This window comes from Psychrobacter sp. AOP30-A2-5, from assembly GCF_052378115.1.
GTDB lineage: Bacteria > Pseudomonadota > Gammaproteobacteria > Pseudomonadales > Moraxellaceae > Psychrobacter.
Map to the genome: position 1 here is coordinate 29,988 of NZ_JBQSXK010000015.1, position 24,455 is coordinate 54,442.

At 43.5% G+C, this 24,455-nt stretch carries 18 protein-coding genes and 2 pseudogenes; 3 read left to right on the top strand and 17 right to left on the bottom strand.

Annotated elements, in window-relative coordinates; genetic code table 11:
- Positions 1-60: 60 nt before the first annotated feature.
- The 8 genes from ACT3S4_RS10830 to yghU all read right to left on the bottom strand — a co-directional run bounded on the left by ACT3S4_RS10830 (position 61) and on the right by yghU (position 12,611).
- On the bottom strand, positions 61-1,131 hold the full coding sequence (locus tag ACT3S4_RS10830; protein ID WP_444761042.1) for an AraC family transcriptional regulator: 1,071 nt from the start codon (positions 1,129-1,131) through the stop codon (positions 61-63).
- A gap of 154 nt (positions 1,132-1,285) precedes the next feature.
- Entirely contained in the window at positions 1,286-3,367 is a 2,082-nt protein-coding gene (gene capA, locus ACT3S4_RS10835) for a caprolactamase subunit alpha (protein ID WP_201605703.1), read from the bottom strand.
- 57 nt (positions 3,368-3,424) lie between these two features.
- The gene (capB, locus tag ACT3S4_RS10840; protein ID WP_201605704.1) at positions 3,425-5,188 is read right to left on the bottom strand and encodes a caprolactamase subunit beta; all 1,764 of its coding nucleotides are present in this window, start codon (positions 5,186-5,188) and stop codon (positions 3,425-3,427) included.
- Positions 5,189-5,605: 417 nt separating this feature from the next.
- Positions 5,606-6,154, bottom strand: coding sequence for a peroxiredoxin-like family protein (locus ACT3S4_RS10845; RefSeq protein ID WP_201604179.1), 549 nt, complete (start codon positions 6,152-6,154; stop codon positions 5,606-5,608).
- Positions 6,155-6,453: 299 nt separating this feature from the next.
- A complete protein-coding gene (locus ACT3S4_RS10850; protein ID WP_201604181.1) occupies positions 6,454-7,698 on the bottom strand; it encodes a DUF819 family protein in 1,245 nt (414 codons plus the stop codon).
- Between the two features lie 176 nt (positions 7,699-7,874).
- Complete coding sequence (locus tag ACT3S4_RS10855) at positions 7,875-9,542, bottom strand: DEAD/DEAH box helicase (RefSeq protein ID WP_055125462.1); 1,668 nt, start codon at positions 9,540-9,542, stop codon at positions 7,875-7,877.
- Between the two features lie 583 nt (positions 9,543-10,125).
- Positions 10,126-11,397: a DUF1176 domain-containing protein gene (locus ACT3S4_RS10860; RefSeq protein ID WP_444761043.1), complete on the bottom strand. Its 1,272-nt coding sequence runs from the start codon at positions 11,395-11,397 to the stop codon at positions 10,126-10,128.
- A 359-nt stretch (positions 11,398-11,756) separates the two neighbouring features.
- A complete protein-coding gene (gene yghU / locus ACT3S4_RS10865) occupies positions 11,757-12,611 on the bottom strand; it encodes a glutathione-dependent disulfide-bond oxidoreductase (RefSeq protein WP_109589798.1) in 855 nt (284 codons plus the stop codon).
- A 355-nt stretch (positions 12,612-12,966) separates the two neighbouring features.
- On the opposite strand from yghU, the gene ACT3S4_RS10870 reads away from it, so the two are divergent.
- Positions 12,967-14,343, top strand: coding sequence for a DHA2 family efflux MFS transporter permease subunit (locus ACT3S4_RS10870; RefSeq protein ID WP_055125460.1), 1,377 nt, complete (start codon positions 12,967-12,969; stop codon positions 14,341-14,343).
- 116 nt (positions 14,344-14,459) lie between these two features.
- Here ACT3S4_RS10870 and bfr (ACT3S4_RS10875) read toward each other — a convergent pair whose 3' ends face one another.
- The 3 genes from bfr (ACT3S4_RS10875) to ACT3S4_RS10885 form a co-directional block, all read right to left on the bottom strand.
- Entirely contained in the window at positions 14,460-14,939 is a 480-nt protein-coding gene (gene bfr, locus ACT3S4_RS10875; protein ID WP_444761044.1) for a bacterioferritin, read from the bottom strand.
- A gap of 67 nt (positions 14,940-15,006) precedes the next feature.
- Complete coding sequence (bfr, locus tag ACT3S4_RS10880; protein WP_045447320.1) at positions 15,007-15,495, bottom strand: bacterioferritin; 489 nt, start codon at positions 15,493-15,495, stop codon at positions 15,007-15,009.
- 439 nt (positions 15,496-15,934) lie between these two features.
- Positions 15,935-16,126 (bottom strand): (2Fe-2S)-binding protein, encoded by a 192-nt coding sequence (locus ACT3S4_RS10885; RefSeq protein WP_193005005.1) that lies wholly within the window; start codon positions 16,124-16,126, stop codon positions 15,935-15,937.
- 378 nt (positions 16,127-16,504) lie between these two features.
- Here ACT3S4_RS10885 and ACT3S4_RS10890 point away from each other — a divergent pair, with 378 nt between their 5' ends.
- Entirely contained in the window at positions 16,505-16,834 is a 330-nt protein-coding gene (locus ACT3S4_RS10890; protein WP_045447327.1) for an ArsR/SmtB family transcription factor, read from the top strand.
- Between the two features lie 152 nt (positions 16,835-16,986).
- Here ACT3S4_RS10890 and ACT3S4_RS10895 read toward each other — a convergent pair.
- The 6 genes and pseudogenes from ACT3S4_RS10895 to tnpA form a co-directional block, all read right to left on the bottom strand.
- Positions 16,987-17,706 (bottom strand): annotated as a pseudogene (locus ACT3S4_RS10895) (sulfate/molybdate ABC transporter ATP-binding protein); the annotation flags it as partial.
- A gap of 119 nt (positions 17,707-17,825) precedes the next feature.
- Positions 17,826-18,782 carry a sulfate ABC transporter permease subunit CysW gene (cysW, locus tag ACT3S4_RS10900; RefSeq protein WP_201501256.1) on the bottom strand — a complete coding sequence of 319 codons (957 nt, stop codon included), beginning with the start codon at positions 18,780-18,782 and terminating at the stop codon, positions 17,826-17,828.
- The gene (cysT, locus tag ACT3S4_RS10905) at positions 18,782-19,666 is read right to left on the bottom strand and encodes a sulfate ABC transporter permease subunit CysT (RefSeq protein WP_444761045.1); all 885 of its coding nucleotides are present in this window, start codon (positions 19,664-19,666) and stop codon (positions 18,782-18,784) included. The genes cysW and cysT overlap by 1 nt, the downstream gene beginning before the upstream one ends.
- 283 nt (positions 19,667-19,949) lie before the next feature.
- Positions 19,950-21,044 carry a sulfate ABC transporter substrate-binding protein gene (locus ACT3S4_RS10910; RefSeq protein ID WP_444761046.1) on the bottom strand — a complete coding sequence of 365 codons (1,095 nt, stop codon included), beginning with the start codon at positions 21,042-21,044 and terminating at the stop codon, positions 19,950-19,952.
- 249 nt (positions 21,045-21,293) lie between these two features.
- The gene (locus ACT3S4_RS10915) at positions 21,294-22,310 is read right to left on the bottom strand and encodes a sulfate ABC transporter substrate-binding protein (RefSeq protein WP_444761056.1); all 1,017 of its coding nucleotides are present in this window, start codon (positions 22,308-22,310) and stop codon (positions 21,294-21,296) included.
- A 340-nt stretch (positions 22,311-22,650) separates the two neighbouring features.
- Entirely contained in the window at positions 22,651-23,049 is a 399-nt protein-coding gene (gene tnpA / locus ACT3S4_RS10920; protein WP_109589807.1) for an IS200/IS605 family transposase, read from the bottom strand.
- A gap of 74 nt (positions 23,050-23,123) precedes the next feature.
- On the opposite strand from tnpA, the pseudogene ACT3S4_RS10925 reads away from it, so the two are divergent.
- Positions 23,124-24,432: pseudogene (locus ACT3S4_RS10925) on the top strand (RNA-guided endonuclease InsQ/TnpB family protein).
- The last annotated feature ends 23 nt before the right edge of the window (positions 24,433-24,455 follow it).

The window sequence follows — 24,455 nt, forward strand, 5'->3', positions numbered from 1 at the left end:
CGCGCTTATGCTCAATTCATAAATCATACAGCGACTGCATGACAGAGTACATAACAATAACTATCCTGTACTTGGTGTATCTCGCGGCGAATAACCGAAGTGCTGCTTATAAATACGTGAAAAATAACCTTGATCGGTATAGCCTACTCTATGAGCGACCTCATCTATAGTCACGTAGCTTTTGCTCTTCAAAATATGATTAGCTTGCTTTAAACGCAATTCCTTGACCCAGTCCGAAAAAGTATAAGGTAGCTCAGAAAATAACTTATGTAGGTATCTGGCAGAGATATGACAAGCAGCAGCGACCATCGCTGGAGTTAAAGCGGAGTTTTCTAGATGCAAATAAACGTAATTCTCGATGCGCTTTAGGTGCACCGATTGTATGGACGAGCTGCAACTCATCATCACCTCTTTCGGGGCACTCAATGTCAATACAATAAGATTAAGCAGCTGCTGCTCTAGAATTTTTATCTCCAAGTCACCCAGCTGATTGTTATGAATAAGCGCCAGTATTTGACCAATTTGAAATACTAGCAACCTGCCAGCACCTTCATCAACAGTTAAGCTGCGTGCAAACTGCCGCTCTATAGTGCCCATTTGCGGGGTTAATAGCACTAAAGGCACTTTAATCACATACAGTGATGCTTCGTGCAGATGATAGAACTCATAAGGTAGGCTGGACAGCTCAATAAAGAACTGACCGGGCTTAGACGTTAGCTGTCGACCTTTTTGAGTAAAACGAACGTCGCCTGTCATAGGAAAAGTAATTAAAATACTGTCATCAATATAGCCAGAGCTCTGTCTGCCGCGATTATAGTGCACAGTATTAGCATGATAGTGCGAAACACCTATCTCTAGAAGCTTAGCATGTTGCAAAAAACCAGAAAACTTATTCGGTTGTCTGAAACTAACTTCAAGATCAAAGTAAGTCTCATTGATGGTATGTTTCCAGTCAAAGGCACCTAAGGTTTGTATGCTATCCGTTGCTGGCATCTCTAACCCTGAGGGGCTTAGAAGATTTTTATTCATTGACAAATCATGTGCAGAGGTATCGTTTGTCTGACCTGCCTGCAACTGTAAGGTTTGATGAGAGGTATTTTGATAACGATTTGGCTTTTGATTTGCATTCATCCTTGAACACTCAGTATATGGTATACAACTGTACTGATATCCTATCAGTTATTCATCAATAATCCTCTTTTATATCATAAAATAAAAAAGGCTTTAGGCATTAAAGAGTACTTAATACCTAAAGCCTTTAATTAGTCTTGTTTCATAACTTGCTTTATGCTGCTCGAGTCAGCTTATAAGTTCCAGTCTCATGCAGCTCTGCTTGCCAGCCATTTTTAATGACCACGGTAGTGGTTGGCTCTTGGATAAGCGCAGGGCCTGTGACCAATGCACCAGTACCGAATTTCTCCCCATCATAGATAGGCGTATCAATCCAGTCATAGGACTGATCAAACAGCATCTCACGGCTACCCGTTTTAGCATTACTGATATCTCCTTGCTGCGGCACAAGGCTCGGTAGTTTTGGCTTACTGATTTTACCGATGACCGACACCTCAATGTTGACTAGCTCGACGTGACTATCACGCTCATCATAGGTATAAAGCTCACGATGGCGATGATGGAACAGCTCTAAGATGGTATTCACCCTTTCAGCATCGAGCTTACCATTCGGTATCAGCACGTTACATTCATGCACCTGACCAACATAGCGCATCTCCATGGTACGCTCGATAGTAATATCTTCATCTGTAAAACCATCTTCTAGCAATTTTTGGACACCTTGCGCTTCAAGCTCTTGTAGCTTGGCATTGAGTGCTTGCAATTCTACCTCTGGTGCAAGGATCATCATTTGTGTCGCCAAGTAGTTATACTTGATATCAGAGATAATCTGACCAAAGGCACAGAGACAGGATGCAATTTTGGGTATTAAAATAGTCCCTATTCCCATCTCTTCGGCCAGAGCAATAATATGCATGCCAGCTGCTCCGCCTGCGCAGACTAGCGCAAAATCCCGAGGATCATAGCCTTTTTCGATAGTAATACGGCGAATGGCATTAGACATGTTTTGGTTAACGATAGCACTGATACCAAATGCGGCGTGATCTAACTCGATATTTAGCGGATCAGCGATGTGTGTTTGCACCGCTTGTACCGCTTTGTCTTTGTCTAAGGTCACACAGCCACCTAACACCGCATTTGGCTGTAGATAGCCCAATACTAAGTTTGCATCTGTGACGGTTGGCAAGTCACCACCTTTACCATAACATGCTGGTCCAGGCGTCGCGCCAGCACTCTGAGGACCGACCTCTAGCATACCAAAAGTATTAACATGCCCAATAGAGCCACCGCCCGCCCCTAATGTCTCTACATGAATCATAGGTACGCCAATACGATTACGTAAAAAATCAATATCGCGGTTAAGGCTGGTTCTGCCTGATTTAGCCATAGTGATATCAAAAGAAGTACCGCCCATATCAACCGTAATGATATCGTCAATCCCAAAAGGACTGGCAATATACAGACCCGCTTGTGGTGCCGATGCGGGGCCTGAGTTAATGGCATTTACCGCACGCTCTCGCATGATACTACCAACTGCAAGCCCGCCATTAGACTGGAAATAACGTACTGGCTGCTCAGCGCCTAATGCCTTAAAGTAGTCGTCAATTTTATGGACATAAGATGCCATGACTGGGCTTAGGTAGGCATTCACTAGCGTCGTTGAAGTGCGAGTATATTCTTTGATCTGCGGATAGACATCACTACCACAGCAAACGAATACCCCTGGCATATGCTGCTCAACAAGCTCTTTAGCACGCTGCTCATGCTGAGTATTACGAATAGACCAGACGAAAGAGATAGCAACGGCCTGAACGTCTTTTTCCTTAAGTGCTCTGATGGCATCGAGTACGTCTTGCTCATTTAGCGGCTCGTGTTCAGTACCATCAGCTAATATGCGTCCACGTATGGGAAAACGACGATCACGGGTGGCGATTTGCGGTGCTGGCGGATAGCTAGCATCATAGCGATGCCCTTCTTCTTTATGCCCTAAGCGTATCTCGATACTGTCCTCGTGACCTTTGGTACATAACAGCCCGACCTTGACCCCTTTCATCTGAATCAGCGCGTTTAGCGCCACAGTAGTACCATTGATACATAGGTCGCAGGCTTGAATAATATCTTCAATAGGACGGTCAAACTGCGTGGCGATTTGCTGTAAACCATTAGCAATAGCCAGGGTGCCATCTTCGGGAGTAGAAGGTGCTTTGAATAGATGTACATGGCCACTTCTTTCTGCCAAAACAAAGTCAGTAAACGTCCCGCCAGCATCGACGCCAATTCGGAAATCATTTTTCATAAGTCATCCTTAACTCAAATTATTTAATATCATCAGTTAGTTTTGGGTTTTTGGGTTTTATGCCGTCAGCTTACGACGTAAAGCATCCGTCTCTGCTTCATTGACCGCCAGCGTTTGTGAGTCAATAACCACACCGTACTCAGTCTTAGCCGCTGCTACTGATATGATCCTTTCTTCTACATCTTTTAATACTGCGGGTACCGACCGTGCAAACGAGCTACCGTAGCCGCCACCGCCTGGATTGGTATTACGCGCACGGTCACCCGGTTGAATTTCAGTCATTATATTTTGCTTGTGCAGATCAGTGAAGCCATCCTTATGGATAATCTCTAAGCGCCCTAATTTCAGCTCAGGTGATATTTGCTCTGCTCCTGCAGCCCCCATCGTTGGATGCTCACGACCTTCCCCAAACGCCACTACCGTCATCTCATGACCTAACGGCTCAACTTCCCATACGGTGCCGCAACCGCCACGATACTCACCAGCGCCGCCACTGTCTTCTGCCAAGCCATACTTATGAATTAAGATAGGATACTGATACTCTAATAGTTCAATATCACCAGAGCTTAACGCGCCAAAGCAGCATAAAGGACCGCAAGCATGCCAGCCGTCCATTTGCTGAGTTGCGCCAGCACCGGAGATGATCGAAGCTAGAATCATAGTGACGTATTGTTCCCCTGTTTTTGGATCGATACCTGAGATATTGATGCCAGAAGCATGACCCCAAGAGGCAATCACTCGATCTGGCGCTGCGTCTTCAAAAGCCATACGCACCGCATCCGTTAAGGTTTCCATCGGTGTGGTAGTACAATTCACATGAGGGGCAGGTTCTTTGGCATTACATAGCGTGCCATGCTCACCCAAGTCTACCGTGACACAGCGGTATAAACCTTCGTTGTACGGCGGGTCTACTTGGGCAAACATCATCAGCCCTAGGAGAACACCAGACATCGAATTGCCTGCATAAGAGTTAATGAAGTAAGGTACTTGCGGCGGGCTGGTAATCTTGATATGTACATCGCTGTCTTTAATCTCAATATCAGCGCTGATGGTCAAATCACCCAGACCGTGACCTGAATCTTCTAATACCGCTTCGCCATGATACTGGCCATTTGGAATAGATGAAATTAATGATCGCATATGGGTATCAGCCATATTCTTTAGCTCTTCGATCGCCGCACGGACGGTCTCTACCCCATACTTATCTAGCAGCGCAATCATGTTGCGCTCACCAACCGCACACGCCCCATATTGAGCATTAAGATCGCCTTCTTGGTTACGGCGAGAGCGCATATTACTATGGATTAAGTTAATGACATCACGACGTCTAACGCCTTTTTCCCATATTTTGATGGGCGGAATGCGCAACCCTTCGGCGTATATCTCTTTAGCGTCTGGATTATATCCTGCTGGCACGGGACCACCGATATCAGTGACATGACCTTTGCATACTGTCCAAAACACCAACTCACCTTTATAAAACACTGGCTTATACATACAGCAATCTAGGATATGACTGCCCATCATCACGGGATCGTTGTGATAAATAACGTCTCCTTCATGAATGTCATCACCATAATATTCGGCAACGGCTTTCATGGCTGGCATGAGTGAACCTAAATGAATAGGAATGTCTTGACCCTGCAAAATCATCTCAGGCAGATGATCAAACAAAGCATTGCTATAATCGTGAGCTAAGTTGAAGACGCTAGAGCGAGCGGTTTTTTCTAAGGTTGTCGTCATCTCGCGCTGCGCCGTTTCTAAGGCACCACGTACGACGGACAAGGTAATAGGATCAATTGAAGTGTGAGCGTTGCTCATGTGAGACTCCCTGTCTAGAAATTTATATCAGAAGATATGAGTGGCTCTGTAAAATATAGCGCCCAATGTGGCCGTTAATACTTAACAATTACACTCATTCTTTATATGGCTGTCATCCATCCTAATGACGAAGCTTTTTTACTATAGCGAGGTTTTTGGTAAATAGATTGACTGACAGTGCAGGGTTTTTGACTGTGAGTGCACACCTGTATAAATAAGGTTTGTGATTTCAGCTTTTGGAGAGAATGTTAACAATAAAGAGCGTTTGCAATAAAAAAGACAATGCATCGGTTATGATGCACTGCCCTATGAATTTACGTCTTTGACTATTTATTAGTTTAGTTTTGAGTTTACAGCCACACTTAAGCGTATTAAATGTCTGACATCAAGAAAAATGCCGTCGTCAATAATACAGTCTTAAGCATAATCGTGTGTACCACGAATAGGATAGTTGTTTTCTGGATTTCTGATAAAGGCCAGACCATTTGCCAAGGCTTCCAGCTCAGGTCTAGTAAAAGGAGCATTGGAGATATCTACAATCTGAATCTTCCCTTCTGTATTGATAACAAACAAGCCGGGCTCTGCAAATGGATGATCGGTTTCTTTCTCTGAACGTGGGTTGGAGATATAAAGACCCAGCATTTTCATTTGTTCAACGGTCAGATCATAGGCGATAGGAAAGCTCACATTTATTTTTTCCAAATGGCTTTTTACCTGCTCTTTGCTGTCACCTGAAACAGCAATGACGTCGACACCCGTTTCATTAAATGCCGATTTTAATGTTTCTAACTGATTGAGGTATTTGGTACAAATAGGACAGTGTTGACCTCGGTAAACAACCACCATTTTCCAGTCATGACCATTTTCGGGCTTGCCCAATAGCGCCATGTCACCATTATAAGTGGGTACTTCGATAGTAGGAAATGTTACACCAGCAATGATTTTTGGGTTGTAGTTTGCTTGCATTGTTTTATCCTTATAGTTTTGGGTTAAAAATATTTAATATCAAATTTGAGTGTTTGCTCAATTTAGTATGTATTGATACTACAAGTAAAAAGCCGACGGTGAAGTCGGCTTTTTGTTATTAAATTGGTATAAATTGAAAGTTTTTCTCTCTGTAGAGATATGATGGGTCAACATAGTTGTTTATCAACTAATACTAACTAGTCCGACTCATATGAATATGATAGCGATTAACAGCGCAGACTAGTTAGCGTTATGACAGAAGCGTCTGGCGTTACCAATGCTGAGCATTATATTCGAGCTCACCCTACTACCAAGCGCATCAATTGGGTACTAATATAGCCACCGAAAGTGCCTACCGCATAGCCCAGAATGCCCAAAAACACCCCAACTGGCGCTAGTGATGGGTGAAACGCAGTTGCGACAATGGGTGCTGATGATGCACCGCCAGTATTGGCATTGGAGCCGACTGCCAAAAAGAAAAACGGCGCACGGATCATCCTAGCCACAGCAAAGATAATGACAACGTGAATGCTCATCCATAATAAACCAATAAGGAGCAGTCGCCACTGCGAGACGATACCCGCAAGATTGATTTGCATACCAATAGCAGCAATCAAGATGAAGATAAATACCGTACCAATTTTGGAAGCACCCACATGATCAAGGCGACGTATCTTGGTAAAGGAAAAAATTACCCCTATCAAGGTTATAATCACAACCATCCAAAAGAACGAGCTGGCAAAGCTGTATTGTACTGCCCAGCTATAGGGCGCAAAAAACCCTGCAATTTGACCACCGATAAAGTGTGCGACACCCACCATAGCAAAGCATAAGCCAAACATCACCATCAAGTCATTTAAAGTTGCTGGACGAGCATTGTCACGCCCATAATTCTCAACCGCCTTAATCACTTTATCAATACTACTGGTGTCTGCCCTCAATAGCCGATCTATCTTATCGCTATGCTTCGCCAGTACCAAGATAGCCAACAGCCAAAGTGAGGCATTGGTGGTATCGACCAAAATCATCATCCCAAATAAATCATCACTGACGCCAAACAACTCTTTCATCGCTGCTTGATTTGCCGCGCCGCCAATCCAGCTACCCGCCACCGCCGAAAACCCACGCCATAGCGTGTCATCAGTAAACATCTCAGGCGATATCCATTTAGCGACACCTAAACTAATAGGGCCACTAATAATAATCGCGATACTAGCAGCAAAAAACATGGCGATGGCTTTCCAACCTAGCCCCAATATCTTCGGTACATCCATCGACAAGGTCATTAACAGCAAACTTGCTGGCAACAGATACGTGGCAGTAAAGCCATAAATCTGTGAGCCGATACCGTCAGCGAAGACGCCTAAACTATTAAGCGTTGCAGGGATAAAGCAACACAGCACAATACCCGGCAATACCGCATAAAAGCGCTGCCAGAATTTACCGGGTAATCCTTGGGTATAAAAAACCAAACCGATAATGGCCATAATGATGCCAAAAGCCAATGGCAGGCTATCAATGGTTAAATGAGAAATATCGGGCATCAAATAGCTCCGCAGCACACGATGAATAAAAGCTTGTTAGTATAGACAAGGCGAAAAAAACGCGCAAGCAGCGATCGAATAAACACAAAAAAGCCAGATAACAAGTATCTGGCTTTTTTAGTGCTATCTTTAGGCGATCAAGCAATTAATAATTTTAATCACCAAATATAAAAGTATTACGAGTTGTTACCACGGTTGCCGCCGTTTGGACGACCTTGACCACGGCTGTCAGAACGACCTGCTGGGCGACCTTGGCTGCCACTTGGACGACCACGACCTGTTGCAGCACGCTCACCACGTGGAACGCCAGTGCTATCGCCGCGGCTAGGAGCACCAGTGCGCTTGCCTTGATACGGCTTGCCACCTGAACGTTCATTTGGTTTGCCTGACGCGTCACGTGGCTTACCTTGATAACCGCTGTCATTGCTAGCGCGTTGACCAGTTGAGGCGCTATCGCTTGAACGACCGCGAGCATTAGCAGGATTACCTTGATAACCACCGCTCGAGCGACCACGGCCTTGACCATTACCACCGCCGCCGTTTGAACGACCGCGACCACGGCCACGACCATTACCTTTATTTTCGCTAGGTACATAAGTCTTCTTAGGCTCCATGCCTTCGATGATACATACTTCCATTTTGCGATCTAAGTAACGATTGATAGCGTTTAGCTGTGGACGATCATCCATGCTACACAAGCTGATAGCGATACCAGTACGACCAGCACGACCACAACGACCGATACGATGGACGTAATCTTCAGTCTGACGTGGAAGATCATAGTTAATAACGTGCGAGATAGCTGGGATATCTAGACCACGAGCAGCAACGTCAGTCGCTACTAGGATTTTAACTTTACCATTACGCAAGTCTTGAACGATACGGTTACGCTTGCTTTGTGGCAAATCACCGTGTAGGAAGCTGGCTTTATGACCCGCTTCTTGTAGCTGTTTGGCCAGTTTTTCAGTGCTACGTTTGGTAGCAGCAAAGATAATGATCTGTTCCATATCTTGCTGGCAAACGATTTTGTCAAGTAAGCGGTTTTTGTGATCGAAATCATCACAGTAGTACACTTTTTCTTCGATGTGTGCAGATTCTACTTTGATTGATACACGCTCAGGGTTCTTAGTGAAGCTGGCAGCGATTTTACCTACTGGGCCATCCCAAGTTGCAGAACACATGATCGTTTGACGATCAATTGGTGCGGCACGAAGGATATCACTGATGTCATCAGCAAAGCCCATGTCTAGCATACGGTCAGCTTCATCAAGTACCAAAATTTCTAGGCTTGATAAATCAACACGACCAGCATTGATATGGTCAAGTAGACGACCTGGGGTCGCAACGATAACTTGAACGCCTTTTTTCAACGCAGTGATCTGACCATTGTATGGTGCGCCGCCAACTAAAGGCACGCAGAATAGACCACGCATGTCTTTAGAGTATGTACGTACGCTATCATGTACTTGCTGAGCAAGTTCACGCGTTGGCGTTAAGATAAGGGCTTTAGTTAGTTTATCAAAGCTGGTTGCACGGCTTAAACGGTCAAGTACAGGGATAACGAATGCCGCTGTTTTACCACTACCAGTTTGCGCAGACAATAATAAGTCGCGACCTGCTAGTGCAAAAGGAATGGCTTGTGCTTGAATAGGTGTTGGATTGGTATAACCACTGCGATCAAGCGCGGTCAAAATCGGCTTGGCAATGTCTAGTTCAGCAAAGGTAATTTGATCTTCATCAGTCGCGTCAGTAGTAGCCGCTTGATTATTAGTATCAGTATTTGGAGTGTCAGTGTTTTCGATGATGCCGTTTTCAGCGGCGATTGCAGATAAAATATCAGTCATGAGAATCCTTGGTAAGTATAAGTTGCTGTAAATTCAGCAAGCTTGATGCATACCACTGATAACCGTTCACCACGCTGCCTTTATTAAAGGATTACCGGACCACATGTAAGTGTCGATAATCAGAAGTCAAGCCAATAAAGCTTAGAGCCTCTACAATAAATGCGTTCGTGCTGTCTGACGTATTTTGGTGGTAGTGCCGAGTGTCTCATCCTTGTTTGATATAAGCGTATTATTAATGCTTTGTCCAAAGCAAATAATCGCGAATAACAACCAATTTAAACCATATTTATGGTTCGGTAGATAAGATATGAGTCAAAAATAACTGCTATTTTCATGACAGGTTATTTAAGTACACAAAATCATCGGCAACAATTACTTATGGTCATCCTAGACCCAAAATCGCAGGCGATGTTATCAATCTCATAATTCACGAAAGCCTAAGCTAACGTGGCGACGCAGTATAGCACAATAAAATATTATATGTAGCTATTTATTAAATTTCTCGGTAAATAAAGAAAATCTACTTATAAATGTACGCGTTCAATATGCTGAGTAATAAGACAATCAGCAGTATTATTGGCGGCTATCGCACCATTTTAACTTCAGTGACATACGTCGGCAGCTGCCACGCACCGCCCGCTTCAATCATACGGCAAAGCCCTGTGGTGCTTTCATGGCTTTTTTCAAATGCCTTACCTGTCCATACCCAATCAGTCTTGGTTAAACAATCACCGATGCCGCGACCTTTTTGTACGGAAGTGATTTTACCCTTATCATAGCCAGTGGCGTTGGTGGTTACCAATGTCGGTTTATAAGGTTTACTGTCATTGATGACCCAGATGCCTGCACCAGTATTATAAGCGCCCGTCCAGCAATCGTGTTGTGCCAACAGCTGTGAGCCATTCAGTCGGCTCACACGCCATGGTGATTTGTCTGATAGATTGGGACAGTCACTATCTGCATCTTTCATTGTACTTTTCATCAGCGCCGCTAGCTGCGACGATTTCATCACAAACTTTCTATTGTCGCTAGCGACGGCTTTCGGATTGGGCGCCACAAAGCGCAGTTTTGGTGCAGGTTTAGATGGCAATACAGTGCTATTTGATTTGGCGGCACCATCAGTATTGACAAAGGCAGATGACGTCCCTACTCGACCTTGGGCTTCATCTGCTTTGAGCATGACGGCGCTAGCCCCTTTATCAGACAGTTGCCAGCGTGAGTTACGTAGCACTAGCTCAATTTTGCTTGACTTAGTCAGTGCCTCTAGTAGCGCTGTGACTTGTGTTGGGGTCAGATCAGCATTGCCTGCTGCAGTTGAAAACGGCTTGGTTTCGCCATAGTCTCGACCATTGATGAACAATGATATACGATGACGATTGCCAAGTTGCATCAAGGCTTTAGATGAGCTTTCTTTAGCACCGCCCAACTTTACTTTGCCATCCACACCAGCATTTGCGCCTGCACGGCGTATGAGCAATACCGATATAGGAAATTCGCTATTGTTTTCTGCTTGATAGCCTGCCAGCCGGCATGTACGAGTATTGTCGCAGACTACCTGCCAGTCTTGATTGGTAAATTCAACGCCATTGCTGGCCATCGTCGCTGTACTAAATAAAGCTGCGCTGATAGCAGCAAACATAGGTAATCGTATTTTATTTTTTATCATCAATAAGAGTATCTTTTTTATTTTTTTAGGATGGGTGGTCAAGTTGGCTTTGTATTGCAATATTGAGTATCGATTAGCATCTATCTGTTGATCGTTCTGAATGGCGCTGAGTTTGGTATTGACAACTGTTAATTCGCTAGCCATCGCCTGTCGTGAGAAGTTGATCCGTTTACGGTTATCATCCTTCATAATCGTTATCCATCAATATAGTCAATCTTATTTCAATCAGATATGTTGTCTGATTTACTCAGTCTATTATAAGTCGCTCTATTCGCCTTGCTGGTATCCCAATGGTATTGAGCCAATTAAATAAGCAGTACAAATACCCGCTTATTAAGGTGTTATGTGCTTGAGCTACTCAAGCTATCTTAACGTACTAAGGTTTCTATCTGTTGTACTAATGTATCATTGTGTAAACAGATAAGTATATCTCTATTTTAATATAACCATATATGAATATAGAATAGCAAGATGTCGGATAAAATCAAGGCTGATAAGCAAATAGCCTATCAGCCTTGATTTTATTAATGCGTCTGTTATCGATAGGTTTAGTCAATAGGCTTTAATGATAGGTCTACGGCACGCTTAACGGCTGGACGTTCAGCAATTGCCTGTGCCCAGCGCTTCACATGCTTGTAGTCATTAACTTGCAGGAACTCGGCGGCATCATAGAGCTTTCCAAGCACCAATTGTCCATACCATGCCCAAATAATCATATCCGCAATATTATAATCGGCTTCATTGTTACCACACATATATGTGCTGTCTTTTAGATGGGTATCTAGCACATCGAGCTGGCGTTTGGTTTCCATGGTATAGCGGTTGATCGGGTACTCTAGCGGTTCAGGCGCATAAGCATAAAAATGTCCGAAGCCGCCACCTAAGAACGGCGCACTGCCCATCTGCCACATGACCCAAGACAAACACTCTGCCCGTGCTTTGCCAAGTGATAAAGGCATAAATTGGTCAAATTTTTCTGCCAGATACATCAAGATAGCACCAGACTCGAAGAGCGCTATCGGCTCGCCAGCTATATCGGAAGAATGATCAACCAAGGCTGGAATTTTTGAGTTAGGGTTTATGGCTACAAAGCCAGAACCAAACTGCTCTCCTTGAGAGATATCAATTTTATAGGCATCATATTCAGCACCTTTAACACCAATCTCGGCAAGCTCTTCTAACAGGATATTAACCTTGACGCCATTTGGCGTATTCAATGAATACAGCTGTAATGGCGCATCGCCTACTGGCAGCGCTTTCTCATAGCGCGCACCCGCTGTTGGGCGATTGATACTGGCAAACTTACCACCGTTTTCTTTGTCCTGCGTCCAAACCTTTGGCGGGACATATTTATCGTTTTGGCCATCGGTATGATTGCAAGCTTTGTTATTTTCCTGACTCATAATATATCCTCAGTTTATCTTTATCGTATTGTTGATGCTTCTACTTATATCGTCGGTAGTCAATTCAATATCATATGATTGAGATGAAATTGACTATACTGCTTATCTGTTGGCTTAAGTCGTTAGCGAGGGTTTACTATAACGATAACCAACCCTGATATTAAAGTCCTCTCTTGTAAGCAGTGTTAATATTATTACCTCTAAACACAGAATTTTATAACCTCAACCGCCAGCCGTTACTTTGATTCCCTTTTATTATGATTGAGTCTTTCTTATACTACTCGGTTGGTATAGCGAATTAGTCGTCAATAGACTATTTTGTTCATTTTATGATGGAATATCTAATGAGATTTACATGGTAACGCTAACCCCGACACAAGATAAATACTTGCCCTATGTGCTAGCGGTGGCGCTATTTATGCAAATTTTGGATGCCACTATATTAAATACGTCATTACCGCAGATGGCACAGGCGCTGGGTGAGTCTCCATTAAAAATGCAGTGGGCGGTGATCAGTTATGCGCTAACTTTGGCCATATTTATTCCCATCAGTGGTTTTTTGGCGGATAAATACGGCACGCGCCGAGTATTTTTGGCAGCGATTATTATCTTTTGTATTGGCTCACTGCTATGTGCTGCGTCACCAACGTTGGATTTTTTGATTGGTTCACGGGTTATACAAGGTATTGGCGGGGCGATGATGACGCCTGTGGCTCGCTTAATATTGGTCAAATCCTACCCACGCAATAAGCTGCTGACCGTTATGAACTTTGCGGTAATTCCTGCTTTGGTAGCCCCGCTAGTAGGGCCTGTCTTAGGTGGCTATATCGTACAATATACCAGTTGGCATTGGATATTTTTGATCAATATACCGATGGGTATTTTTGGCTTTATCATGGGCAAAAAACTGGTTCCGGCACTATTTGAGGATACCAAGCGGCTTGATTGGACAGGATTTTTATTGTTTGCGGCAGCAGCTTGTGGGTTTACGCTTGCTGTAGAGTTCGGCTCGCAGACTGGTCGAGGGTTTTATGGGTTGCTGCTTAGTTTGGTGGCCAGTTTATTGATAGGCGCTTATATCTGGCACGCCAAGCGTCGTCAAGCACCGTTGTTCCCCTTGAGTTTGTTTGACATTCGCACCTTTCGTATTGGCATCACTGGTAACTTATTTACCAGATTAGGCATCAGCGCCGTACCGTTTTTGCTGCCGCTGTTGCTGCAAGTGGTGTTTGAATACTCACCGTCGCAGGCAGGTTGGCTCCTCGCGCCCATCGCGGTCGGTGCTATCGGGATTAAACCCTGGGTCAGTAAAATTATTCAGCGTTATACTTATCGCAAAGTGCTGGTCTTCAACACGTTTTTGATGGGCACGCTCATCATTGTGTTGGCACAGTTTACCGATGCCTCACAGTGGTTATGGTTTATCCCTATTTTGACCATAATGGGCGCTTGTAATTCTATGCAATTCAGCGCGATGAATACGATTACTATCGGTGATTTGCAAGGCGCTCAAACCAGTAGCGGCAATAGCTTGATGGCGGTCAATCAGCAGTTGGCGATTAGTTTCGGTATTGCTTTTGGGGCAGCGGTACTGACGCTGTTACGTGAACGCCTACAAATGGATACGCTGACAGCGTTTCAAACCACCTATTGGATACTTGGGGTCTTGACCATTCTCTCGGGGCTGTACTTCTTACGACTTAAGCCTGAAGATGGGCGCGGCTTATACTGAGCCGCTGATATTTGGAGTATGAGACATAAAAATGCCAGCATGTGAGTGATTATAAACCACAAGACACGCTGGCATTTTTAGAGCATATTACGGCTCATTGCATCAACAATGAACCATTAAGGCGCGTCATCATCCATTTGTGATTGGATATAGCGCTCAACCCCAATGCTTTTGATCAAGTCTTCTTGCGTCTCTAACCAGTCTTGATACTCTTCATTGCCATCTTTTAGCGTCACCAATAGCTGGCGCGACACATAGTCAGACTTTGTTTCACATAGAGTAATGGCGTCAGTAATGATATCGAATTTTTGTTTTTCTAGGCGCAAATTGCATTCGATAATCTCTGGCACATCTTCACCGATGAACATCTTTCCATAATCTTGCAAATTTGGTAAACCGCCTAACAATAAAATCCGGGCAATCAGCTCATCAGACCATTTCATCTCAGCGATGGATTGTTTATAGAAACTCTCATTGAGGGCTTCTAATCCCCAATGGCGCGCAATGCGCGCATGTAAAAAGTACTGGTTGATGGCAATCAATGACTGTCCGAGCACTTTATTTAAAGCGCGAATAACCTCTTTATCCCCTTTCATTATCTCTCTCCCTTTCATGCCGTTATTTATGCTAAATACTATGGTTATTGTTCATATCTTCGTGACATTAAACAAGATTGGGAGTGACTTCAGCCATTTGGCTTTGTAGATAATTGGGCAGACTGATCATCTCAATTAAGCGCAACTGTTGCTCAAGCCAATGCGCATGATCTTCTTCAGTGTCTTTTAGTTGTTCTACCAACATCTCACGCGTGACATAATCGCGCTCTGCTTCACAGAGAGCAATACCGTCTTTTAAGTGCTGTTGTACTTGATACTCTAGCTCAAGGTCAAGTTGCAGCATTTCAGGAACTGTCGCGCCGATATTGATGGCATTGACCGTCATTTTCGGCGTGCCGCTCAGCATTAGGATACGGCGAATAATAGATTGGGCATGTAGCGTCTCATCTGCCATCTCATGATGGATACGGTCGTACAATTTGCCATAATGCCATTCAGCATACATTTCTGAGTGAATAAAATACTGGTCACGGGCAGCAAGCTCACCGCCTAACAAAAAATTCAAATAATCAATGACTTTTGGGCTACCTATCATAACCTATACTCCCCTATTTATATTTTACAGATCACCGTACATTCATAATTACCCATATAAGGATAGTACTATTGGTAAACTGATCAGTAAAGATCAAAATCAACAAAACGTCTTACAACGTGAGACAGATATAGTAGCATATAGGCGCTATACAGCTTGTAATGTTATGAACTAAGAATAAGATGCTAATTGAGAATCATAATTAGCTAGCTTTAGTAATCACTGGCTTATCGCAACAATGGCTGCTAATGATGCTCAATATCATTATTGTAGTAGGTGTATAGGTAAAGTTATATGGACGCTCGCAACTTACCCTTTATGTATAATGACCAAAGGATAAGTGCGGAATATTGAATGTATGTGGTATCGAGGCGTACTAGTGATATTGGTGTAGTGAGGTGATGAACAGCTGGGTAGTAAATCTCTGGTTTGATAACGTTTAAACAGCGTAAGCCAAGACATCGAGTTTAGCATGATGCTCATCTAGATAATCGTTAACCATCGGTTCGCAGCAGCCACAGCAAGTCGCAACATCGAGGGTATCTTTTAGACCGTCAAGGGTATCGATACCTGAAGCAATGGCTGCTTTGATTTGCTTTTCTTTTACGTCATTACAGATGCATACGTACATGGTCTGGCTCCTCTGAATACCGCTATTCGGTAACTGCTTTTATTGCTCATAAATTTAGTGCATTGATGATAAAAATGGTGAATAGAGTGTTTGTCTTGATATTCACGGTCATTTTTATGGCTTGATATATAATAACGATAACTATTATCATTTGCAATAGCATTTGATATATTATTGGTATAAAAGTACAGTCATGAAAGTAGAGTTATATTGCACGCAGTTAATTGATGTAAGTGAATATAAGCGTGCGTGTAACCGAATATGATGAAAGGTAGTAAATTAACGACGAACTGTAATTTAGCCCATTTTTTAATCGATTTTGTAGATAACTGCTGTTATATTGAACCCCTATTAACAAAGCCCAATTGGAATTGTTCTATGTCTGATAATAATTTTACGATACGACCTATCGAGTTATTTAAAGTCTTATCTGACCCGACGCGCTTAAAAATATTTCAAATTCTATTTAACAAAGAATCGCGCTGTGTTGGTGAGTTGGTAGAAATACTGGATCAACCACAGCCAACGATATCGCGTCATTTGAACCATTTAAAGAAACTCGGTATTTTAAGCTGTGTTCGCGACGGTACGTGGATGTGGTATGAAGTCGCTGACGACTTGCCAGAATGGTGCCAAGAGATTTTGGATATTACTTATAAGCAAATATCTAGCAAAGACCTCGATATGTCCAAGCCTGCTGAGATATGATAACTATCTAGCATTATTGCTATCAACATTTGATCTCAATAACGCTAGATACCAAATGAAATTGAGACCTGCTTTAACGCATAAAAAAAGACCTATTTATTGTAGGTCTTTTTTTATGCGTTATAATAGAAAAACTGCACCAAATTTCACTATGCTAAGTCTAAAAAATCACTGATAAACGCATTGGCTGGCTGGTGTATCAGCTCCTCCGATGTGCCTACCTGCTCTACCCGCCCCTGATTCATGACCACGATCTCATCTGAGACCGCGCGGGCTTCTTCTTGATCGTGAGTAACCATGATACTGGTAATACCAAGCTCATGATGGATGTTCTTTAGCCACGTGCGCAGCTCTTTACGTACCTTGGCATCAAGTGCACCAAAAGGCTCATCGAGCAACAATAACTTTGGCTTCACTGCTAAGGCGCGTGCCAGCGCAATCCGTTGACGCTGACCGCCTGATAATTGATGCGGATAAGCATTGGCCACTTGTGGCAGCTGCACCAAGTCTAATAGCTCGGCAACGCGCTTATTGATATCTGCCTTACTCGGTCGCTCATTCTTTGGTAACAAGGTCAGTCCAAAGGCGACATTATCGGCGATATTTTTATGACGAAACAATGCGTAATGCTGAAACATAAAGCCAATATGGCGCTTTTGTACTGGCGTATTGGTCACATCCATCTCATCAAACAATATCTGCCCTGAGTCAGCATACTCTAAGCCGGCGATAATGCGTAGCAACGTCGTTTTGCCACAGCCTGATGGTCCCAGTAAAGTGGTCAGCTTGCCAGTCGGCACGGTGATATTGATATTATCTAAGGCGGTAAACTGACCGAATTTTTTATTAACGTTGCGAATCTCGATGCTCATAATGGGTTCTCTTATTATATCTTTGGTATCGTGGCAGATTTTTTGGTTACCGCATTTATATTATTAAATTAAATCTAATGCCAGCCTTTGTTCAGACCAAGTGTAGATAATCTTGCTTATCATTTATCCGAACTTTCAGCGGTTGTTGCATCAGTAGTATTGGTAGCCTTAGTAGCGTTGGCACTTACCAGTAACTCAGGCACACTTGCCAGCCGTTCGGACTTGGCAAATTTGCGCTCTTGTAGCTTAGTCATGACTTGTTGAATAAGCAACGTCACCAATGCCAATGCAGCTAGTAGGCTCGATAAGGCAAAAGCGGCGGTAAAGTTATAATCATTGTAAGCAATCTCAACCAGTAGTGGCATGGTATTGGTCTCGCCGCGAATATGACCAGATACCACACTCACCGCCCCAAACTCACCCATTGCCCGCGCATTGGTCAAAATCAAACCATAGAGTAGTGCCCATTTGATATTCGGTAGTGTCACATGCCAAAACGTCTGCCAGCCAGTCGCGCCTAAGGTCAATGCAGCTTGCTCTTCAGAGTCGCCTTGCGTCTGCATCAGCGGTATCAGCTCACGTGCTACAAAGGGAAAGGTGACAAATAAAGTAGCGAGCACGATCCCTGGAACCGCATAAATAACTTGAAACCCCATGCTCTCAAGCCAGCCGCCAATGGTGGAATTGAGTCCGAATAGTAAAACAAACATCAAACCTGCAACGACGGGTGATACTGAAAATGGCAGATCAAGCAAGGTAGTAACGAGCTGCTTACCTTTAAACTGATAGCGGGTCACTAGCCATGCGATTGCGATACCCATCACCATGTTGATGGGCAAGACGATAGCCGCGGTAATCAATGTCAGCTTAATGGCTTGTAAGGCTTCTGGGTCGACCAGCGAGGCAATATACAACTGCCAGCCACCTTTAAAGGCCTCATAGAACACAGCCAGCAACGGAATGACCAACATGATGACCATAAATAACACTGCGATGACGATAAAGGTAAGACGTATCCATGGCGTATCTTTAGTCGCTGCGTTGCTTTGGTAGTCGTAGCTATTAGATATTTGCATTAGCGAGCTCCTACACGGCGCGACAGTTTCCACTGCATGATGTTAATAGTTAATAAGATCACAAATGAGATTATTAGCATAAATAATGCAACCGCAGAAGCCCCTTGAACATCAAACTGCTCTAGTTTACTAATAATAATGAGCGGTAAAATCTCTGATTGCATGGGGATATTGCCAGCGATAAAGATAACCGAACCGTACTCGCCAGTGGCACGAGCAAACATCATGCCAGCACCCATGAGTAAAGCGGGCAACAGCTCTGGCAAAATTACTTTGCGAAACGTCGTCAAGCGATTGGCGCCCAATACCGCGGCTGCCTCTTCAAATTCAACCGATAGCTCAGCGAGTACAGGCTGTACCGCACGGACAATAAAAGGAAAGCTGACCACAACCAAGGCGAGCCAAATACCTATAGGTGTAAAGGCGACCTGAATGCCAAATTTATCAAACCACTGCCCAATCAAACCATTAGGGGCATAAAGGGTCGCAAGCGAAATACCTGTGACCGCCGTTGGTAATGCAAATGGTAAATCAACTAGCGCATTAATCAACGACTTACCCCAGAACTCGTAGCGTACGAGTACCCAAGCAACCAATGTGCCAAACACCATGTTGGTCAGCATCGCCAAAAACGACATCCATAAGCTTAGCTTGATAGCAGCAGTGACTTGCGGCTGACTAATCGTCTCCCAGAATCCAGTCCAACCCATCTGAGTCGTGGTGTAGGCCATCATGGCAAACGGTAATACCACCAGTAGCGATAAGCTAAAGACAGTGATACCCATGCTTAGGCCGAACCCTGGCAGCACATTGCGTTGGCGCAAACGTGTTAACCACCCTTTTTTTGCAGGGGCTTTGCTGGCAGGAGATGTTTTTGCACTCATAATGATGTCCTATTGCCTAACCAATCGTACTTAGCGATGATTACTATTTATTGTTATTGCTTAACGTGGGTTTTCACTATTGATACTTAAAAAGAGTACTTAACAGAAAGCATTTAACGATGATGTCGTCCATAAAACCATGCTATCAGGTAGATATTAGTGTGCTTACGGTATAAAGGACATAGCGTATATGACCATGTCCTTTATGAGGTTCTGCATGACTAACGGTGTGACTGACTGCATTTGCTAGCGCAGTAGCTTCTCTTATGCACTTAGCAAGTGATTACTGCGGGGCGTTAATGGCGAGCTGGTCGAATACACCGCCATCACTGAAGTACGTACCCATGATTTCATCCCACGTGCCAAAGGCATCATTTGGACGGAATGTTTCGATTGGTGGTAATTTATCACCATTTTTATCAAGGACGCTTTTGACGCTAGGACGCAAGTATAGATTGGCTGCTAGCTGCTGGGCAGGCTCGCTCCATAAGTAGTCAAGATAAGCTTTTGCGGCATCCGTTGTGCCTTTTTTATCTGTCACTGACTTGACAATCGCAACAGGGCTTTCTGATTTAATAGAGTATTTAGGATAAACGATGTCAACTTTACCAGCACCAAAATCAGTTGCGGCAAGGTTGGCTTCATTTTCAAAAGTCACTAGGACATCACCGATACCACGCTGAACGAAAGTGGTGGTCGCAGCGCGCCCGCCATTCTCATAAACTTTGACGTTTTTAAGCATGTCTTTCACGTAGTTTTTGGCATTGGTCTCGTTTTTATCAAAAGCATGTAAGCCATAACCATAAGCGCCCAAGAACGCATAACGACCATTACCGGTCACTTTTGGATTGGCCATGACGATCTCAACGCCTTCTTTGGTTAAATCTTCCCAGTCATTGATACCTTTTGGATTGTCTTTACGGACTAGGAATACAATGGTACTGGTAAAAGGGACGGCATTGTCTGGGAATTTACTTTCCCAATCTGACTCAACCAAGCCTTTTTTCTCAAGCAGCTCAATATCAGAGCCTTGGTTCATGGTGGCGACATCTGCTTGCAGACCATTGGCAACTGACAGCGCTTGTTTACTTGAGCCACCATGTGACTGCTTGATTAGGATATTGCTGTTTGGATTTTCCGCTTTATAGTGCTCAACGAATAAGGGGTTGTAGTCTTTATAAAAGTCACGTGCCACATCATAAGAGACGTTCAGCAGCTCAATATTTTGACCTTCTGTGGCAACTGTGCCATCTGCATTAGCAGTCGTCTCTGTCTCGCTATTGCTACAGCCAGCCAGCCCCAAGGTTAATGCAACGCCTGCAATGCTCAAGACGTGACGTTTTTTACTTTTTTGTTGATATTGCAAAGCGTATGTCATAAATTCCTCAAAGGTATCTGTTAAGTAATGCAAGTATGCTAACAGTGCCATCTTATTATGTTTAATGATGAATATGCGTATGTTATTGCCAAAATGGAATAACAAAGGGATAAATACAAGGTTATCAATCACTTAAATAATATCGTTAATACATAACGCTGACACCCTACTAACTACCCGCTCTGGCTCATACAAATTGAGCACTTTGAGTATGTATCAGGCCATTGACAATCTCTTGATAAAGGCTCCCTACTTCACTCTTGCCAGCTGATCAAAACGCCCACCATCGACAAAGAAAGTGTCAATAATCTGCTCCCAAGAACCAAATACTGCTACCGGCTCAAAAGTCTCAATATCAGGCAAGGTTGCTTTGTGAGCTGCCAGCACTTGTGGGTTACTTGGACGCATATACATCTCTGCCATCAGCTCTTGTGCTGGAGTGTCCCATAAGCCTTTTAGGTAAGCATTCGCCGCTGCCGTCTTGCCGCCCTTGTCAGTAACGGCTGTTACGACCGCCACTGGATTCGCAATCACAATAGAATAACTGGGATAAACGATATCGACCTGTCCTTTGGCAAATTGCTTGACGGCTAAATGCGCTTCATTTTCGGTCGTGATGAGTACATCGCCCAGCCTGCGCTGAGTAAAGCTGGTTGTTGCGGCGCGTGCGCCATTGTCATAAGTGACCACGTTTGCCAGTAGTCTTTTGATAAAATCATCCGTTTTGGCAGGACTTTGCACCGTTTCTTTAAATTGATGTAATCCATAACCATAAGCACCCAAAAACGCATAACGCGCGGTGCCACTGGTTTTCGGGTTTGGTATCACCACGTCGATATCGTTACGCGCCAAGTCCGACCAGTCTTTGATGTTTTTGGGGTTACCATCGCGCACCAATAGCACCATGGTACTGGTATAAGGCACCGCATTGTTCGGGAACGCTTGCTGCCAATCAGCTGTGACCAAGCCTTTTTTAACCAACAGATTCATATCACTTTCTTGGTTTAAGGTCACTACATCTGCTTGCAGACCATTGGCAACCGACAGCGCTTGTTTGCTTGAGCCACCATGTGATTGGTTGATATTTACCTGACTGTCTGAATGCTTTTGCTGATAATCTGCGCTAAATAAAGCGTTATAATCTTTATAAAAATCGCGTGATACATCATAAGAGACATTTAATAAACTGATATTTTTTGCATCACCCGTTGCGTTCGAGCCGTCTTGCTGAGTGGCTTCGGTAGGATTACAGCCTGTCATTAGCATAGCAAACGCCAGTACGCTACCAACTTTAACACTGATATTGGCGATCGGCGTTGGCGTCTTTTTATCCTCAATAAGGGTATGCAGGGTAGCAAAACGAAGATTTTGAGATATTTGCTGAATACTTTTGTTATCTGGTTGCATGGGTGCTCTCAATAATGTTGATAGAAGCGTTTTCCACAGCATTGACAATCTTATTAATGCTCATAATTCTTTGGATACGGTTCTATGGATAATGAGAAATATGCTAACAGCATGTGAGTCAAATGCTTAGTGACAAATGCGCTTATCGAGTGATTAACTTGGCATAAGTCATTTTATTAATTATTTCACAAGGCTTAGGCTAGCCTCGCTGATTCTGAATATATTGCTTAATAATATCTAATGGCGCACCACCACAAGAGCTTGCAAAATAAGATCGGGACCAAAGCACCGGCTTGGCATAAGCTGCTCTTAACTCAATGAAATCGCCTCTCATTCGTCTACTTGTGACTGACTTTAGATTATTAACCAACTTGCTTAACTGCACCGTTGGCGGATACTGAATAAGCATGTGAATGTGATCTGCCTCACCGTTACACTCCTTTAGCTCAGCGTCAAAAATTTTACAGAGCTCAGCAACACATTCACTAAAATAATCATGATGCAACTCAACTAAAACTTTTTTTCGGTACTTGGTAAAAAAAACCAAATGAACGTGTAGGTTAAAGGCGGCATAGCGATTTTTATATATCTCACTCATTGTAATAAAAACCCTTAAGTGCTAGAATTATAATCATAATATCAAATACACACTCATTAATAAAGAAAGTGTTTATGAAGATCAACAAAGCGTATAAATTTAGGCTTGAGCCTAATACGGAGCAAACGGTTATTTTAAATAATCTTGTCGGCTCTGCGCGTTTTGTTTGGAATCAAATGCTGGCAATCTCATTTGAGATGTTTGCTAACAACGAGTTTATTAATGCCACCAATCTGGTTAATAAAATTATAGATTTAAAAAGTAATCCTGATTTTGACTTCCTAAAAACCAGTTCAAATGCGGTGGCTTTACAACAAAAAGTACGTGATCTCGCCTCTGCTTGGTCACGTTTTTTTGACCCCAAAGTCCATGCCAGGTTAAAAGAAAATAAAAAGAAACCCCGTAAACCCAAGTTCTTTAAATTGGCTGATGGATCGGAGATCCAACTACGTCCACTGATGCCAAGATTTAAGCACAAGTCCGATGGCTGCGACTCAATTCGCTTGGTTCAGTTTGATAAATATTGCCGTGTTGAGGACAATCGAGTCAAACTACCCAACGGTATTGGCTTGGTGAAGTTTAGAAAATCCCAAAACATTATCGGCACCATCAAAAACGTCACCATCAGCAAGAAATCAGGGCGCTGGTACGTGTCGTTTGGGTGTGAACTTGAACTGGCTGAGAACCCTCGGCATCCTGCCATAAGCGCTATTGGATTAGACATGGGTATCAGCAAACTACTCACCACCTCAAATGGTGAATACATCAAACCTAAAAACGGCTTTAAAGCCAATCAACTCAAGCTTGCTAGATTACAGCGTCAATTAATCAAGAAAGTAAAATTCAGTGAAAACTGGAAAAAGCAAAACCGTAAGATACAGAAATTGCACCATCATATCGCCAATATTCGTCATGACTACTTGCATAAAATCACCACCAGCATCAGCAAAAACCACGCTATGATTGCTTGTGAGGACTTAAAAGTAACCAATATGTCGAAGTCTGCAAGCGGGTCGATGGAGAAAAAAGGTTATAATGTCAAAGCCAAATCAGGATTGAATAAATCAATTTTGGATCAAGGCTGGGCCATGATGGTCAATATGCTTGAGTACAAGCAGCAATGGCAAGGTGGGCTGCTAGTGAAAATCAATCCACGTTACACCAGCCAAACCTGCTTTAACTGCAAGCATGTCGCCAAAGAAAATAGACAAACTCAATCAAAATTTGAGTGCGTCCAATGTGGTTATGTTGCGAACGCAGATGTTAACGCGGCTCGCAACATATTAGCGGCAGGGCATGCCGTGTTGTCTGCGGAGGGAAGATGCGGTAAAGGGTCGCCCGTTGAAACAGAAAACTTGTGATATTCGTGAGAATGTTGCCTAAGAGCGTTTGCTTTTAGAATCCCC

Coding starts and splice junctions, on each gene's coding strand:
- ACT3S4_RS10910 (WP_444761046.1), bottom strand. CDS start 21,044: ATGACATACGCTTTGCAATATCAACAAAAAAGTAAAAAACGTCACGTC.
- yghU (WP_109589798.1), bottom strand. CDS start 12,611: ATGAGTCAGGAAAATAACAAAGCTTGCAATCATACCGATGGCCAAAAC.
- ACT3S4_RS10885 (WP_193005005.1), bottom strand. CDS start 16,126: ATGTACGTATGCATCTGTAATGACGTAAAAGAAAAGCAAATCAAAGCA.
- ACT3S4_RS10845 (WP_201604179.1), bottom strand. CDS start 6,154: ATGCAAGCAAACTACAACCCAAAAATCATTGCTGGTGTAACATTTCCT.
- cysT (WP_444761045.1), bottom strand. CDS start 19,666: ATGAGTGCAAAAACATCTCCTGCCAGCAAAGCCCCTGCAAAAAAAGGG.
- ACT3S4_RS10860 (WP_444761043.1), bottom strand. CDS start 11,397: ATGAAGGATGATAACCGTAAACGGATCAACTTCTCACGACAGGCGATG.
- bfr (WP_444761044.1), bottom strand. CDS start 14,939: ATGAAAGGGGATAAAGAGGTTATTCGCGCTTTAAATAAAGTGCTCGGA.
- bfr (WP_045447320.1), bottom strand. CDS start 15,495: ATGATAGGTAGCCCAAAAGTCATTGATTATTTGAATTTTTTGTTAGGC.
- ACT3S4_RS10850 (WP_201604181.1), bottom strand. CDS start 7,698: ATGCCCGATATTTCTCATTTAACCATTGATAGCCTGCCATTGGCTTTT.
- cysW (WP_201501256.1), bottom strand. CDS start 18,782: ATGCAAATATCTAATAGCTACGACTACCAAAGCAACGCAGCGACTAAA.
- ACT3S4_RS10915 (WP_444761056.1), bottom strand. CDS start 22,310: ATGCTAATGACAGGCTGTAATCCTACCGAAGCCACTCAGCAAGACGGC.
- capB (WP_201605704.1), bottom strand. CDS start 5,188: ATGAGCAACGCTCACACTTCAATTGATCCTATTACCTTGTCCGTCGTA.
- ACT3S4_RS10870 (WP_055125460.1), top strand. CDS start 12,967: ATGGTAACGCTAACCCCGACACAAGATAAATACTTGCCCTATGTGCTA.
- ACT3S4_RS10830 (WP_444761042.1), bottom strand. CDS start 1,131: ATGAATGCAAATCAAAAGCCAAATCGTTATCAAAATACCTCTCATCAA.
- capA (WP_201605703.1), bottom strand. CDS start 3,367: ATGAAAAATGATTTCCGAATTGGCGTCGATGCTGGCGGGACGTTTACT.
- tnpA (WP_109589807.1), bottom strand. CDS start 23,049: ATGAGTGAGATATATAAAAATCGCTATGCCGCCTTTAACCTACACGTT.
- ACT3S4_RS10890 (WP_045447327.1), top strand. CDS start 16,505: ATGTCTGATAATAATTTTACGATACGACCTATCGAGTTATTTAAAGTC.
- ACT3S4_RS10855 (WP_055125462.1), bottom strand. CDS start 9,542: ATGACTGATATTTTATCTGCAATCGCCGCTGAAAACGGCATCATCGAA.